Source organism: Naasia sp. SYSU D00948 (genome assembly GCF_017916515.1).
In the GTDB taxonomy this organism is placed as follows: domain Bacteria; phylum Actinomycetota; class Actinomycetes; order Actinomycetales; family Microbacteriaceae; genus Naasia.
Map to the genome: position 1 here is coordinate 2,505,929 of NZ_JAFMTA010000001.1, position 13,841 is coordinate 2,519,769.

At 73.0% G+C, this 13,841-nt stretch carries 14 protein-coding genes; 5 read left to right on the forward strand and 9 right to left on the reverse strand.

Annotation, left to right across the window (positions count from 1 at the left end; genetic code table 11):
- Window positions 1–4 precede the first annotated feature (4 nt).
- The 4 genes from J3P30_RS11795 to J3P30_RS11810 all read right to left on the reverse strand — a co-directional run bounded on the left by J3P30_RS11795 (window position 5) and on the right by J3P30_RS11810 (window position 5,891).
- Window positions 5–2,473 (reverse strand): phosphoketolase, encoded by a 2,469-nt coding sequence (locus J3P30_RS11795; protein WP_210481208.1) that lies wholly within the window; start codon window positions 2,471–2,473, stop codon window positions 5–7.
- A 113-nt stretch (window positions 2,474–2,586) separates the two neighbouring features.
- Window positions 2,587–3,501, reverse strand: coding sequence for a universal stress protein (locus J3P30_RS15630; RefSeq protein ID WP_210481209.1), 915 nt, complete (start codon window positions 3,499–3,501; stop codon window positions 2,587–2,589).
- Between the two features lie 21 nt (window positions 3,502–3,522).
- On the reverse strand, window positions 3,523–4,197 hold the full coding sequence (locus tag J3P30_RS11805; RefSeq protein ID WP_210481210.1) for a response regulator transcription factor: 675 nt from the start codon (window positions 4,195–4,197) through the stop codon (window positions 3,523–3,525).
- Entirely contained in the window at window positions 4,194–5,891 is a 1,698-nt protein-coding gene (locus tag J3P30_RS11810; protein ID WP_210481211.1) for a GAF domain-containing sensor histidine kinase, read from the reverse strand. Before J3P30_RS11810 ends, J3P30_RS11805 begins: the two co-directional genes overlap by 4 nt.
- A gap of 111 nt (window positions 5,892–6,002) precedes the next feature.
- On the opposite strand from J3P30_RS11810, the gene J3P30_RS11815 reads away from it, so the two are divergent.
- A complete protein-coding gene (locus J3P30_RS11815) occupies window positions 6,003–6,863 on the forward strand; it encodes a universal stress protein (protein ID WP_210481212.1) in 861 nt (286 codons plus the stop codon).
- Window positions 6,864–6,895: 32 nt separating this feature from the next.
- Here the strand turns inward: J3P30_RS11815 and J3P30_RS11820 are convergent, their stop codons facing one another.
- Window positions 6,896–7,786, reverse strand: coding sequence for a universal stress protein (locus tag J3P30_RS11820; RefSeq protein ID WP_210481213.1), 891 nt, complete (start codon window positions 7,784–7,786; stop codon window positions 6,896–6,898).
- A 118-nt stretch (window positions 7,787–7,904) separates the two neighbouring features.
- Here J3P30_RS11820 and J3P30_RS11825 point away from each other — a divergent pair, with 118 nt between their 5' ends.
- Window positions 7,905–8,822 carry a universal stress protein gene (locus J3P30_RS11825; protein WP_210481214.1) on the forward strand — a complete coding sequence of 306 codons (918 nt, stop codon included), beginning with the start codon at window positions 7,905–7,907 and terminating at the stop codon, window positions 8,820–8,822.
- Window positions 8,823–8,963: 141 nt separating this feature from the next.
- On the opposite strand, the gene J3P30_RS11830 is transcribed toward J3P30_RS11825, so the two are convergent.
- Entirely contained in the window at window positions 8,964–9,449 is a 486-nt protein-coding gene (locus J3P30_RS11830) for a hypothetical protein (protein WP_210481215.1), read from the reverse strand.
- Between the two features lie 4 nt (window positions 9,450–9,453).
- Window positions 9,454–9,825, reverse strand: a complete 372-nt coding sequence (locus tag J3P30_RS11835) for a DUF1622 domain-containing protein (RefSeq protein ID WP_210481216.1) — start codon at window positions 9,823–9,825, stop codon at window positions 9,454–9,456.
- Window positions 9,826–9,947: 122 nt separating this feature from the next.
- Between J3P30_RS11835 and J3P30_RS11840 the strand changes: the two genes are divergently transcribed.
- The 3 genes from J3P30_RS11840 to J3P30_RS11850 are packed head-to-tail and all read left to right on the forward strand — an operon-like array spanning window position 9,948 to window position 12,325.
- Complete coding sequence (locus J3P30_RS11840; RefSeq protein WP_210481217.1) at window positions 9,948–10,559, forward strand: Rho termination factor N-terminal domain-containing protein; 612 nt, start codon at window positions 9,948–9,950, stop codon at window positions 10,557–10,559.
- A 27-nt stretch (window positions 10,560–10,586) separates the two neighbouring features.
- Complete coding sequence (locus tag J3P30_RS11845; RefSeq protein ID WP_210481218.1) at window positions 10,587–11,495, forward strand: ABC transporter ATP-binding protein; 909 nt, start codon at window positions 10,587–10,589, stop codon at window positions 11,493–11,495.
- Window positions 11,492–12,325, forward strand: coding sequence for an ABC transporter permease (locus tag J3P30_RS11850; RefSeq protein WP_210481219.1), 834 nt, complete (start codon window positions 11,492–11,494; stop codon window positions 12,323–12,325). Before J3P30_RS11845 ends, J3P30_RS11850 begins: the two co-directional genes overlap by 4 nt.
- Here the strand turns inward: J3P30_RS11850 and J3P30_RS11855 are convergent.
- Entirely contained in the window at window positions 12,318–13,277 is a 960-nt protein-coding gene (locus J3P30_RS11855; RefSeq protein WP_210481220.1) for an SDR family NAD(P)-dependent oxidoreductase, read from the reverse strand. The genes J3P30_RS11850 and J3P30_RS11855 overlap by 8 nt on opposite strands.
- Window positions 13,278–13,784 carry a DUF2231 domain-containing protein gene (locus J3P30_RS11860; protein WP_210481221.1) on the reverse strand — a complete coding sequence of 169 codons (507 nt, stop codon included), beginning with the start codon at window positions 13,782–13,784 and terminating at the stop codon, window positions 13,278–13,280.
- Between the last annotated feature and the right edge of the window lie 57 nt (window positions 13,785–13,841).

Below are 13,841 nucleotides of genomic sequence, written 5' to 3' on the forward strand. Positions count from 1 at the left end.
GCCGCTACTCGTTGTCCCCGCCGGTGGACCCGGCGATCGACACCTGTCCGGTACCGGTGTTCGCCGGACCGGCGGACCGGCTCGGCCACGTCCAGTCGGCGACCTCCGGGATGTCCTCCCCGCGCTGCCGCGTGTACGCGCGGGCGCGGAGGCGCGCATCCTGCATGCGCTGCCGCAGGGCGCCGTAGCGGGACCCGAGTCCCGGGACCCGGTCGATCACGTCGAGGACGAGGTGGTACCGGTCCATGTCGTTGAGCATCACCATGTCGAACGGCGTGGTCGTCGTGCCCTCCTCCTTGTAGCCGCGGACGTGGAGGAGGTCGTTGTTCGCGCGGCGGTAGGTGAGCCGGTGGATCAGCCACGGATAGCCGTGGTAGGCGAACACGACCGGCACGGTCGGCGGGAAGAACGCGTCGTACTCGCGGTCGCTCAGGCCGTGCGGGTGCTCGCCCTCGGACTGCATCCGCATGAGGTCGACGACGTTCACGACGCGGACCTTGAGGCCGGGGATCGCCTCCCGCAGGATCGAGGCGGCCGCGAGCGTCTCGAGGGTCGGCACGTCGCCGGCGCAGCCCAGCACGACGTCCGGCTGCTCGCCGTCCACCTCCGTGCCGGCCCACTCGAAGATCCCGAGCCCGCGCGTGCAGTGGGCGATCGCGTCGGGCATGGACAGCCAGTCGAACGTCGGCTGCTTGCCGGCGACCACCACGTTGACGTAGTCGACGGACCGCAGGCAGTGGTCGTAGGTCGACAGCAGGGTGTTCGCGTCGAAGGGGAGGTACACCCGCACCACGTCCGCCTTCTTGTTCACGACATGGTCGATGAAGCCCGGGTCCTGGTGCGAGAGCCCGTTGTGGTCCTGACGCCACACGTGCGAGGACAGGAGGTAGTTCAGCGACGCGATCGGGCGGCGCCACGCGATCCGGCGGGACACCTTGAGCCACTTCGCATGCTGGTTGAGCATCGAGTCGACGATGTGGATGAAGGCCTCGTAGCTGTTGAAGAGCCCGTGCCGGCCGGTGAGCAGGTACCCCTCGAGCCAGCCCTGGCACTGGTGCTCGCTGAGCATCTCCATGACCCGGCCGGAGGGGGCGAGGTCCTCGTCGGTCGGGAGGTACTCGCCGTTCCACTGCTTGCTCGTCGCGTGCAGGACGGCGCCGAGCCGGTTCGACGCGGTCTCGTCCGGCCCGAAGATCCGGAAGTTCGTCGGGTTCTCCTGGACGACGCCCGCGAGCCAGGTGCCGAGCACGCGGGTCGGCTCGTGCACGGTGGCCCCTGGCTCCGGGACCTCGACGGCGTACTCGCGGAAGTCGGGCAGGACGAGCGGGCGCCGCAGCACCCCGCCGTTGGCGACCGGGTTCGCGCTCATCCGGCGGTCGCCGTCGGGCGCCAGCGCGGTGACGAGGGGGACCGGCGCGCCGTCGCGGTCGAACAGCTCCTCGGGCCGGTACGACCGCAGCCAGTCCTCGAGCAGGCGGAGGTGCTCGTCCGTGTCCCGCGCGTTCGCCAGGGGCACCTGGTGGGAGCGCCAGCTGTTCTCGGTGGGATGCCCGTCGATCTCCCGGGGTCCCGTCCAGCCCTTCGGGGTGCGCAGCACGATCATCGGCCACGAGGGGCGACCGTCGAGCGTCCCCTCCGCGGCGGACTCCTTGATGTCGCGGATGTCGTCGAGCACCTGGTCGAGCGTCGCCGCCATCCGCTCGTGCACCGCGGCCGGATCCTCGCCGTCGAACCCGCCGGACACCACGTACGGCGTGTGCCCGTAGCCCCGCAGGAGGTCGAGGAGCTCGTCCTCGGGGATCCGCGCGAGGACGGTGGGGTTCGCGATCTTGTACCCGTTCAGGTGGAGGATCGGCAGCACGACCCCGTCGGAGACCGGGTCGACGAACTTGTTGGAGTGCCAGCTCGTGGCGAGGGGGCCCGTCTCGGCCTCGCCGTCGCCCACGACGGCGGCGACGATCAGGTCGGGGTTGTCGAACACCGCGCCGTACGCGTGCGAGAGCGCGTAGCCGAGCTCACCGCCCTCGTGGATGGAGCCCGGGGTCTCGGGGGCCGCGTGGCTCGGGATGCCGCCGGGAAAGGAGAACTGGCGGAAGAGGCGCCGCACCCCGTCCTCGTCCTGGGCGATGTCGGGGTAGAGCTCGCTGTAGGTCCCGTCGAGGTACGCGCTCGCCACCATCCCCGGGCCGCCGTGGCCTGGCCCGGCGATGTAGATCATGTCCAGGTCGCGCTCCCGGATGGCCCGGTTGAGGTGCGCGTAGAGGAAGTTGAGGCCGGGGGTCGTCCCCCAGTGCCCGAGGAGCCGCGGCTTGACGTCCTCGCGGGTCAGCGGCCTGCGCAGCAGCGGGTTGTCGAGGAGGTAGATCTGACCCACCGAGAGGTAGTTCGCCGTTCGCCACCAGGCGTCCAGGCGGGCCAGCGTCTCGTCGTCGAGAGCGGGACCGGAGGCCGGGCGGGCAGGAGCCGTCGTCATGCGCCCAGCCTCCCGTTTTCCGGGTTCCGCGTCGAGGGCCGCGCGGCCCGAGCCGGGGAGTCGCGACGCCCGGCGGACAGCGGAGCGCCTCGGAAACGGGGCTGTCGGCGCTCTCAGCCGGCGGTCGTGGTCTCCGGCAGCTCCTCGCCGTGACGGAACGGCCCGCCGCGATCCGGGCGGCGCTGCCCGGGGACGACCGCGATGGGCACGGGCGGGTTGAGGAGCACGTCGTGTGCGACCGAGCCGAGCTGGAGCAGATCCCGGAAGATGCCGCGTCCGTGCCGTCCGACGACGAGCAGCTGCGCGGTCTCGGCGGCCTCGATGAGCCGGGGGATCGTCGGTCCCTCGGTCAGATGGGCGGAGACGGTGAGGCCGGGGTGGGCGGATCGCACCTGCTGGAGGGTCCTTCCGATCAGCTCACGCGCCGCCTCCTCGGCCGACTGCCAGGGGTAGTCGGCGAGGTAGAGGGGGGTGGGGTAGGCGGGCGCCGCGCCCCAGACGTGGACGAGATCGAGCGGGAGCCCGCGGGCCTGGGCTTCCGCGGCCGCGAACGCCACGGCGGCGGGCGCGGGCTCGTCGTCGCCGACGGCGAGGAGGATCCGCTGCTGCCGCGGGGTCCAGGACCGCGGGACGACCACGAGAGGACAGGCGCTCAGGGCCGCGAGCCGGAGCGGCACCGTCCCGTAGACGAGCCGACGGACGTGGCTCGACTTGTCCGTGCCGACCACGAGCAGCCCGGTGCTCTCGCTCGCCCGCACGAGCTCGGCGGCCACGTGCCCCTCGCGCAGAGACGCCGTCACCGGGAGCCCGGGAGCGGATGCTCTCGCCGACTCCACGGCCTCGGCGAGGCCGGCCTCGTGGTGCCGGCGGGCGGTGGCCTGGAACTCGGCGTGGAACGGGGCCTCGGGGACCACCGTCACGAGCTCGAGCGACGTGGGCACGTGGCGGGACCGGTCGACGGCCCAGGACACCGCCACCCGGCTGGCGGGGCTTCCGTCGATGCCGACGGTGACCGTGCCGTCGTCCACGGCTGATCCTCCTGCCGGCGCTCAGCTCTGCCCGTGGGGCGGGACCTTGCCTCCTGGCTCGGCCGTCCCGTCCCGCCTCATCCCGTACACCGCGGCCTGAGTCCGCCGCTCCAGGCCCAGCTTGTCGAGGAGGCCCGACACGTAGTTCTTGACGGTCTTCTCGGCGAGCTGGAGGCGGTCGCCGATCTGCCGGTTCGTGAGCCCCTCGGCGATGAGCTTCAGGATCTGCTGCTCGCGCAGGGTGAGGGGCACGTCGGCGCCGTTGGTGGTGTGCGACTCCTGCAGCAGCCGCTCACGGACGCGCCGGCGCAGATCCTCCCGAATCAGCTGCTCGCCCGCCACGACGCGGCGGATGGCGGTCACGAGCCCTGCGCCGCGGATGTCCTTCAGCAGCCAGCCCTGGGCGCCGGCGAGCAGCGCGGCCTCCTCGGTCGCCTCGTCCTCGAACGCGGTGAGCATCAGGCACGGGAGCTGCGGATGCTCGGACCGGATCTCGCGGCACGCGTCGACCCCCGTGCCGTCGGGCAGGCGGACGTCGAGCACGACGACGTCGGGCGTCGTCGCCTTCACCCGCGGGACCGCGGCCCGCACCGTGCCGGCCTCGCCGACGACCGTCATGTCGCTCTCGCGTTCGATGACGTCGGCGATGCCGCGTCGGACGATCTCGTGGTCGTCGACGAGGAACACTCGGATCATGCCGCCCCCCTTGCCGGAGTGGGGACCCGCCACTCGAGGACGGCGCCCCCTTCCTCACCCGGGCGGAGCACGCTGCGACCGCCCCATCCCAGTGCGCGGGCCTCGAGGTTGGCGGTGCCGCTCGCGCGGTCCGTCGCGCCCGGGCCGCGCCCGTCGTCCGTGATGCATACGCTGATCTCGCGCTCGTCCGCGGCCACGCTGACCGCGACTCCGGATGCGTGCGCATGGCGGGCGGCGTTCGCCAGTCCCTCGCGGATCACGGCCTCGAGATCGTCGACCATCGCGTCGGGGGCCCACTCGTCGAGCTGCCCCTCGAAGACGATGCGGGGCGGGGTCGGGAAGGAGCTTGCCGCCTCGCCGACCACGTCGAGGAGACGGTGCCGCGCCGTCGAGTTGGTGCGCTCGGTCGTCGACAGGGCGAAGACGGACTTCCGGATCTCGGAGATGGCCTGGTCCATCATCTCGCCGACCTGGCCGAGCTTCGTCCGCACCATCGGGGGGAGGGAGTCGATGTCGATCGAGTGGAGCGTGAGACCGGCGCCGAAGAGCCGCTGGATGACGTTGTCGTGGAGGTCCCGGGCGATGCGGCTGCGCTCCTCGAGGAGCGCGATGCGCTCCCGGGCGTGCCGCGCCTCGCGGAGCTCGAGGGCCACGCTCGCGTGGCGCGCGAAGTCGCCCGCCAGGTTCGTCTCGATGTCGTGGAAGTGCTGGGAGCCGGGTGCGCGCACGACGGCGAGCGCCCCGTACGCGCCGCTCGCGCCCGACAGCGGCAGCACCATCGCGGGACCCGCGAAGGCCTCCCAGTCGCCGCCTTCCGGCTCGCGGACCCCGGGGGACACGATCGGGTTGCCCGAGGCGATGACCGAGCCGATCATGCTGCCCTCCTTGGGCAGCACCCGGCCGACGAACAGGTCGGCGTCCTCGCCCCAGGCGTGCTCGACGACGAGCGCGCTCACCGAGGTCTCGCGGATGAGGAGCACGAGCGAGGCGTTCGTGAGCGAGGCGACGGACTCGGCGATGAGGGCGAGCGGGTCCGCGCCGTCCGCGTTGAGCAGACCGGAGCTGACCTCGGCGGAGGCGATGGCCCACCGCCTGCCCCACTGCGTCTCCTCGAGCAGGCGAGCCTGGTCGATCGCGCTTCCCGCGGTCCCGGCGAGGGCGGTCAGGAGCTCCTCGTCCTCGGCGGTGAAGCTTCCACCTGCGCGGTCGATGAGGTAGAGGTTGCCGAAGATCTCGCCGCGCACGCGGATCGGGACGCCGAGGAAGCACTTGATCGGCGGCTGGAACTCCGGGAAGCCGACGGATCCGGGATCCCGGGTGATGGTCTCGAGCGGGATCGGCTTCGGTCCCGGGCTCCCGGTTCCGCCCAGGGGGCTGCGGTGCGAGTACGGCAGGCTCGCCATGGTCTCGTCGGTGAGCCCGACCTGGACGTACTGCTCCAGATCGCCGTCGGGACCGATGACCGCGAGAGCGCCGTAGCGGGCGCCCACGAGGTCGACGGCGGCCTGCGCGATGCTCCGCAGCACCACGGGGAGGTCGAGGTTCTGGTTGATGGCCCGGGCCGCGGCGAGGAGGCTGCGCAGCCGGCCCTGGGTCGACAGGACGCTGCTCGCCTTGTCGACGAGCTCCTGGATCGCGCGTTCGAGCTCGGAGCGAGGAAGCTCCGGGAAGTTGATCGGAGGGTCGACATTCATGCCGGATCCTGCCTTGGAACTCCGCCTCGGGACCAACGGCCCTGTTTGTTCCGAAGGATACGCCGTGGGCTGATGGATGGCCACCAGCAACACGAGGGGGGCGCGAGCGGTATGAACGGGACGGTCCTCCCCGTCGAGCGCTTGGGCCCCGGAGAGACGGCCGACGACCCGCTGCTCGCGCCGCGGGGCCGCTACCTCGTGGGCTTCGACGGGTCGCAGGCGAGCGCGACAGCCCTGCGCTGGGTGACCGATCGCGCCCGCACCGGGACCCACGAGCTGGTGCTCGTGGGCGTCGCGGAGGAGCCGGACGACACGGGAGCCGCCGCCGGGATCACGCCCCTCGAGCTGGCGCGCACCCTCGGGCAGCGCGCGCAGGATCTGCGGGCGCACGAGCGGCGGCTCTCCGTGTCCACCAGGCTGGCGAGCGGCGACGTCGCCACCGGCCTGGCGCAGGCCGCGCGCCCCGGCGATGTCGTCATCGTGGGCTCCGACAAGACGGGCTACGCCCAGGGGCGGCTCTACGGCTTCCGCAGCATCCAGATCGCCGCCTCCGCCACCGGCACGGTGGTCGTGGTGCCCGCCGTCGACCTGCGCATGCGCGAGGGTGTCGTCGTGGGTCTCGATGACTCCCCGGCCGCGAACGAGCTCGTGCTGATCGCCGCGCGGGAGGCCGCTCGGCGACGCTCCGCTCTGCTGCTCGTGCACGCGGTGCCGAGGGGCAGTGGCGGGGACCGGCTCGCGACGGGTGAGCACCTCCTCGCCCGGGCCAGGGATGCCGCGGCGGAGGCGGGCGAGGTGGAGGTGACCTCCCACCTCGTCCAGCGGCGGCCGGCCGACGCGATCCTCAATCTCTCGCGCGACCGGGCACTCCTCGTGGTCGGGCGCTCGCGGCGGCGGGGCCTCCTCGGCGTGGGCTCCACCCTGCACGAGCTGCTGATGAACGCGAACGTGCCGACGGCGGTCGTTCCCTAGGCGGCCGCGTCACGGAGCCGGGCCGTTCCGCCTCAGCGCGCGTCGCGCGCGGGGACCATCGGCACGACCGCCAGAGGACAGGGGAGGGTGCCGACGAGGTCGTGCGCGAGCGAGCCCAGCACGACGTCGCGGAAGACGCCCGAACCGTGGCGGCCGACCACTGCGAGTCCGGCTCCCTCGACCTCGGGCCGCACGGCGGCGAGCCGCGGACCCTCGACGAGCCGCTCCGAGATGCGGAGGCCAGGGTCGAGCTCGTGCAGCCGGGCGGCGCGGGAGGCGAGGATGTCGTGCGCCTCGCCGCGGGCGGCCTCGTAGCCGGCGCTGCGCTCGGCCAGGCGGGACGGGTATCCCGGCGCCACCTGCCACGCGTGCACCACGCGGAGCTCGCCGCCGCGGCGCTTCGCCTCGCGGGCCGCGAGCTGGAGCGGGGCCTCGCTGTCCTCGTTCTCGCCCACGAGCAGCACGACGCGGTCCGACTCCTGCCATTCGCGCGGCACGATCACGACCGGCGATCGGGTCACGGCGGCGACGTAGAAGGGCAGCGAGGTGTCGACGAGTCCGTCGAGGCGATCGGGCCGGTCGGAGCCGAGGACGAGGAGATCCGTCGGCCGCAGGTGCTCCACCATCGCCCTCCCGATCGGGTGCGCCCGATCGGGCGCCGAGCGGGTCCACCAGAGCACGTCCTCGGGCAGCTGGGCGGTCGTCTCCTGCAGCTGCGCGGCCACGCGGGCCCGCGTGACCTTCGGGGTCTCCACCACGAGCAGGCGCAGGACGTCCCGCTGCGCGTCGAGGGCCGCGAGGGCCCAGCGGAGCGCGGCGAGGCCGGCGTCCCCGCCGTCGAGGGCCACGACCACGCGCCGGGTGATCACCGACGGCGGCGGGCGGCGGGTGCTGACGGACTCGGGTGACGGGACGGCCTCCATGGCGCCACTGTCCCGCTCGCGTTTCGTCCCGCGGCAGGGACCTTGGTCCCGCCGGGACCTTCGGCCCTGGCCGTCCTCCGGATGAGGACCGAGGGTGAGTGGTTCGAGGAGGGAACCCGTGACCGCCGCCGACCCGCCCCCCGCCACCCCGATCCCGGCTCTGCCGGAGCACGCGAGGGACCAGCGGACGGAGCGTGTGCTCGTCGCGTCGGACGGGGGTGAGGCGGGCTCCGCGGCGCTCCGGTGGGTCGCCACGAGGGCCTCGACGCATCGGCTCGTCGTCACGGTGCTCACCGTCGTGGAGCAGGACTGGATCAGCGGCGAGTTCACGGGCGACCGGTTCGAGGACGCGGCGGATCAGGTCGTCAGGAGAGCGCGGGACTACCTCGCCACGGCCGCCGCCTCCACGACCGTCACGACCCGTGTGGAGCGGGGCGATCCGCGCGCCCTGTTCTCCCGGGCGTCCGCGAATCACGACCTGCTGGTGGTCGGCACGAATCGCACCGGGAAGCTCAGCGCCATGCTCGGCAGCACGTTCCCCATCAAGCTCGTGGAGGGGGCGAAGTGCCCAGTCGTGGTCGTACCGAGGAACTGGGTCTCCGGGCGAGGGGCGGTGGTCGCGGGGATCCAGGGGGACGGGAGTGACGACGCCGCCGTCCGGTTCGCCCTCCATGAGGCGCGCGTCCTGCATCGCGAGCTCCGCGTGGTGCACGCATGGGGCGTTCCGACGATCCTCGGACCCGAGCTCCCCTTCGCCGACGACGACGCCGGCGTGGCGGACTCCCACGACGTCATCCTGAGCCGCGCCGTGGACGAGCTCCGCATCGCGGCCCCCGACGTCGTCATCCGCGGTGTCCTCGCAGAGGGCGAGCCGGCGGAGGTCCTCGCGCGGGAGGCGGAGCACGAGGAGCTCCTCGTCGTGGGCTCCCACGGCTGGACGGTGATGGACCGGTTCTTCCTCGGCTCGATCAGCCGGGAGATCCTCACTCGGCCCCCGTGCCCGGTGGCGGTGGTCCGCCCTCACGAGAAGGGGTGACCGGGACGTTCGGCCCTATGGCGACCTCGGGCTCCTCCCGCAGAGTGGCCGGGCACGGCGCGCCTGCGGACGGGAGCGAGGGAGCTTCTGCCACCCCCGAGCTTCGTCCTTCCTCCGCAGGCACCGCCGTGCGGCGCCGGTTCAATCGCCGGTCGCATGCCGCTCGGGCTCGGACCCTCCTGAGGAGGCGGCGGCTTCGTTCTCGCGCTCGAACCACTCCGTGCTGATCCGGCCCGCCGCCCACCCCGCGAGCGTGCTGTTGAGCACGGTGACCAATCCATAGCGCTGAGCGGGCGTCTCCGCGTTCACGACCGCGACCAGCTTGTCCATCGCCCAGGCGGCCACGGGCGCGTCCCGCTCGGTCAGGCTGACGCCGAGGGCGGAGACCGCAGCCGCCGCACGGCTCATCTGCTGCACGGTCTCCGGCTGAAGGGCCACGCCGCGTGCCGGCGGATGGTCCTCCCGGACTCGCGACAGCTCCCGGGCCTCCGCTCCGATGACCTCGATGGCCCGGAGCCGTCCTCGGCGTTCCGCCGACCGGCCGGAGGGCCGGAGCGCCATCCAGCAGGCGAGGGCGCCGAGGACCGCGCCGACGATCCCCGCGGTGAAGCTTCCCCAATCCCACATCGTCCTAGCCCCCCATCCCGGCGTCCGCGGCCTGTGTCTCCTGGGACTTCTGCCAGGGCCAGCGTCCGGTGATCTCGAGCTCCAGAGACCAGCTGAGGAAGGTCCGGATGAGGACGATCAGCGCGAGCACCGCGACGCTCTCCAGAGTGGGGGCGACGGCGACCGTCCGGATGATGTCAGCGGCGACGAGGAGCTCGAGCCCGAGCAGGATAGAGCGCCCGAGGAAGCGCCGAAACCGCCCGTAGACCCCCCGTTCCCGCCGGAGCAGACGCGGCGCAGCGATGACCACCGCCGCCGCCGCGCCGACGAGGATCGCCAGGACTCCCGCGCCGTCCACCGCACTGCCGACGGCCTCGACGACCTCCTGGAACTCCATCCGGTCCTCCTCGTTCTCGCCTCGACGCTAGAGGGGCGCCCAATCACGAGGAAAGGGTCTCGCGCAACTGATTCCCAGCGGACGTCCAGCGGCGTAGCGTGGCAGGGACGAAGGAGGACTCCATGGCCGAGGAACCGGGCAACCAGACCCCGAACACGCCGTCCGTGAGCGAGACGGAGCTGCGGGGGAAGAAGGTCGACGAGCTGCGCGAGGACGCGAAGGAGGCGGGCATCAGCGGGACGTCGGGGATGAAGAAGGACGAGCTGGTCGACGCCCTGGCGTCCACTGCGGGATCGGACTCGAGCGGCGGTTCGAGCGGGTCCGACGAGTCCGGCGACGAGGAGGTGGGCGCGGGCCCGGACGGCGGTCGCGTGCGCACGGGGCCCGACACGTCGAAGTCGCTCAAGTACTCGCAGGAGGTCACCTCCCCGGAGGAGGAGCCCGAGCGCGAGGGCCGCAGCCTCGTCACGACTCACCACGAGGTCATCAAGCAGTGGGCCGAGGAGCGCGGGGGGCGCCCCGCCACCGTCGAGGGGACCGAGCACGAGGACCACCTCGGCGTCCTGCGGTTCGACTTCGGCGACGAGACGAAGAACCTGCGGCAGGTCAGCTGGGACGAGTGGTTCGCGACGTTCGACGAGCGGCGCCTCAACTTCATCTACCAGGAGACCCGCAGCGACGGGAATCAGTCGACCTTCTTCCGCCTGGAGAACCCGAACCGCGAGGACGCCTAGCTCGCGCGGCCGCGCGGAGGGAGCGGGATGCCGGAGGGCGTGCCCATCGAGTTCACCGGCCTCACCAAGCGGTTCGGCGAGGTCGAGGCGGTGTCCGGCTTCACGGCGACCGTTCCGCCCGGGCGGGTCACCGGGTTCCTGGGCCCGAACGGGGCGGGCAAGACCACGACTCTCCGGATGCTGCTCGGGCTGGTCGCTCCGACGGCGGGCCGCGCCACCATCGGCGGCGTGCCGTACCGGCGGCTCGACCGGCCCTTCTCCGCCGTCGGGGCCGCGCTGGAGGCGGCGAGCTTCCATCCGGGCCGGACCGCGCGCGACCACCTGCGGGTGTACGCGCAGGCTGCGCGGGTGGAGCCCCGGAGGGTCGACGCCGCGCTCGACGCCGTCGGCCTGACCTCGTACGCGCGCCGGCGGGTGGGCGGGTACTCGCTCGGCATGCGGCAGCGCCTCGGTCTCGCCTCCGCTCTGCTGGGCGATCCCGGCGTGCTGATCCTCGACGAGCCGATCAACGGCCTCGATCCGGAGGGCATCAAGTGGATCCGGACCTTCCTCCGGGAGCTCGCGGCCGAGGGTCGCACGGTGCTCGTGTCCTCGCACCTGCTGAGCGAGGTCCAGCAGACCGTCGACGACGTCCTCATCATCGCGAAGGGGCGGCTGGTGCACACCGGTCCGCTGTCGGGGCTGCAGGCTCAGCCCGCGGTGCGCGTGCTAGCCGACTCCCCGGATCGCTCCGCGCTGCGCTCCGCTCTGCAGCGCGGCGGCCTGGAGGTCGAGGAGACCGCGGACGGGCTGGTCGTGACCGGCGCCGAGCGGGGCCGAGTCGGCCATGTCGCGTTCGCCGCCGGCGTCGAGCTGAGCCTGTTGACGCAGCAGCGGCCCGCGGCCGGGCTGGAGGACGCCTTCCTGGCGCTCGTCGGGGAGGAGGGGGCCCTGTGAGGACGCTGCTGGCCGCGACGCGCGCCGAGTTCACGAAGACCCTGACCACCCGGCTGTGGTGGGTGCTGCTGCTCATCCTCGTGCTGTATGTCGGCGCGGTCGCGGGCGGCCTCGCGTTCGGGCTGGGTGCGCTGCAGGCGTCCGGCGAGGCCCCGCCCCGGGGCGGCCCGGGCGGTGGCCCCGCCCTGCCGGCGGCGATGCTCGCGCCGGTGATCTACACGCTCGCCACCGTGGTCGGCTATCCGTTCCCCACGCTGCTCGGCTCCCTCGCGGTCACCGGCGAGTTCCGGCACCAGACCGTGACGCCGACCTTCCTCGCGACTCCCCGCCGCGGCGTCGTCCTGGCCGCCAAGTGGGTCGTGCTGCTCGTGCTCGGCGCGCTGTTCGGAGCCGCCGCCCTCGTCGCGACCGTCGGCCTCGGCGCCGCGGGCCTCGGCGCGTTCGGCCTCGACACGGGACTCGGCGAATCCGACATGTGGGCGATGCTCGGCCGGGCGGTGCTTGCGATGGCGCTGTGGGGGGCGGTCGGGGTCGGCCTCGGCGTGCTCGTGCCGAGCCAAGTCGGCTCGATCGTCACGATCCTCGCGTTCACGCAGTTCGTCGAGCCGATCCTTCGCACCGTCGCGGGCTTCGTCGACTGGGTGGGCGAGGTGGGGCGGTTCCTGCCGGGCGCGGCGAGCGACGCGCTCGTGGGCGCCAGCTTCTTCACCGTCCTCGGGGGAGGGACTCCGTCCCTGGAGTGGTGGCAGGGCGGTCTGGTGCTCGCCGGCTACGCGGTGGCGCTCACGGCCGTCGGCTACGCGCTGACCTGGCGGCGCGACATCACCTGATCGTCCTGCGGCGGCGGGCGACGAGCGCGAGCGCCCCGATCGCGGCGAGCGGCAGGAGCCGGACGGGCGCGGGCCACCGCCAGTCGCCGGAGACCGCGTTGAGCTCGGGCTGGGGATCGAACACGTTGCCGGGCGACGGGGCGACGCCTCCGCGGCGGAGCGCGATCAGGTCCATCACGGGCGGAACGAGCCGCGCGTAGAGCGCAGGGGCGAGGAGGCGGACCGGCACGAGCATCCCCTGGGTGCGGCCCACCACCGTGGTGCGGCGCGGGCGCCGGAGCACGCGGAGGATCGCCGCGGCCGCACGCTCGGGCGCGACGATCGGCGGAAGCGGATGGGCCTCGCGGCCGGAGTAGTTGGCCGCGTGCTGGTAGATCGGGGTGTCGATCGTGGACGGCAGCACGGTGCTCACCGCGATGCCGTCCCGCTGGATCTCCTCGCGGAGCACCTCGGCGAAGCCGAACAGCGCGTGCTTGCTCGTGATGTAGCCGGACGCGTAGGGGCTCGTCACACGCGAGTAGACGGACGCGACGAACACCAGGTGCCCGCCGCCCTGGGACCGGAACACCGGCAGCACCGCCCGGGCGGAGAACACCTGGCCGAAGAGGTTCGTCTCGAGCTGCTGGCGGAACACCTCCCGCGGGGTGTCCTCGAAGCGGCCGTAGGCGAACACCGACGCCAGCCCCACCCAGGCGTCGATGCGGCCGAACTCGTCGACGACCGTCCGCACGAGGCGCTCCACCTGGGACTCGTCGCTCACGTCGGTGGGGACGGCGATCGCGCGCCCGCCGCGCGCGCGGCACTCCCGGGCGACCTCTTCGAGCGTCTCGGCGCTGCGCGCCGCGAGCGCGAGGGTGACGCCGTGCTCCGCGAGGAGCAGTGCGGTCGCCCTGCCGATGCCGCTGGATGCGCCGACGAGGACGACGACCGAGCCGCGGAGCCGGCGCGCCACCTACCGGTACGCCTTGCGCTGGCTGTCCTCGTCCGCGACCCGGACCCCGTACCGGTAGGACAGCTCCCCGCCCAGGTATCCGGAGGCCGCGAGCAGCAGCATCGCCATGAGGCTGAGGACGAAGCCCGCGACGCTCACCTGCTCGAACCCGGCGGCGAGGCGCACGATGAAGCTGATCAGCATGAGCAGGAGCACCGTGAGGTTGAGGACCATGTGGAGGCGCGCGGTGCGATGCGCCCGGGTCCCGTTCTGCAGCTGCAGGTAGTCGAGGAAGCCGAGCGCCGCGGCCACCACCCCGCCGACGAGGCCGATGCCGATCAGCCAGGCCGCGCCGCGGGCGAAAGCCTCGGGGTTGTCGCCGAAGATGGCGACCAGGTCGAACACGACCGAGGCCGTCCATGCCCCGATCGGAATGGTGATGACCATGGCGTGGAACGGGTGGCCGTAGGGACCGGCCAGGATCGTGCGGGGCCGCTTCGCCCGGCGCAGAGGGTCGTCGGTGTCCATGTCTCCTCCAGAGGGATGTGCGGACACGCTAGGCCGACGGGCCGCACGGGAACCAGG

Bases quoted from the DNA above. Each gene is read 5' to 3' on its own strand.
- J3P30_RS11840 (WP_210481217.1), top strand. From the start codon at position 9,948: ATGGCCGAGGAACCGGGCAACCAGACCCCGAACACGCCGTCCGTGAGC.
- J3P30_RS11795 (WP_210481208.1), bottom strand. From the start codon at position 2,473: ATGACGACGGCTCCTGCCCGCCCGGCCTCCGGTCCCGCTCTCGACGAC.
- J3P30_RS11830 (WP_210481215.1), bottom strand. From the start codon at position 9,449: ATGTGGGATTGGGGAAGCTTCACCGCGGGGATCGTCGGCGCGGTCCTC.
- J3P30_RS11860 (WP_210481221.1), bottom strand. From the start codon at position 13,784: ATGGACACCGACGACCCTCTGCGCCGGGCGAAGCGGCCCCGCACGATC.
- J3P30_RS11805 (WP_210481210.1), bottom strand. From the start codon at position 4,197: ATGATCCGAGTGTTCCTCGTCGACGACCACGAGATCGTCCGACGCGGC.
- J3P30_RS11810 (WP_210481211.1), bottom strand. From the start codon at position 5,891: ATGAATGTCGACCCTCCGATCAACTTCCCGGAGCTTCCTCGCTCCGAG.
- J3P30_RS11815 (WP_210481212.1), top strand. From the start codon at position 6,003: ATGAACGGGACGGTCCTCCCCGTCGAGCGCTTGGGCCCCGGAGAGACG.
- J3P30_RS11835 (WP_210481216.1), bottom strand. From the start codon at position 9,825: ATGGAGTTCCAGGAGGTCGTCGAGGCCGTCGGCAGTGCGGTGGACGGC.
- J3P30_RS11820 (WP_210481213.1), bottom strand. From the start codon at position 7,786: ATGGAGGCCGTCCCGTCACCCGAGTCCGTCAGCACCCGCCGCCCGCCG.
- J3P30_RS11845 (WP_210481218.1), top strand. From the start codon at position 10,587: ATGCCGGAGGGCGTGCCCATCGAGTTCACCGGCCTCACCAAGCGGTTC.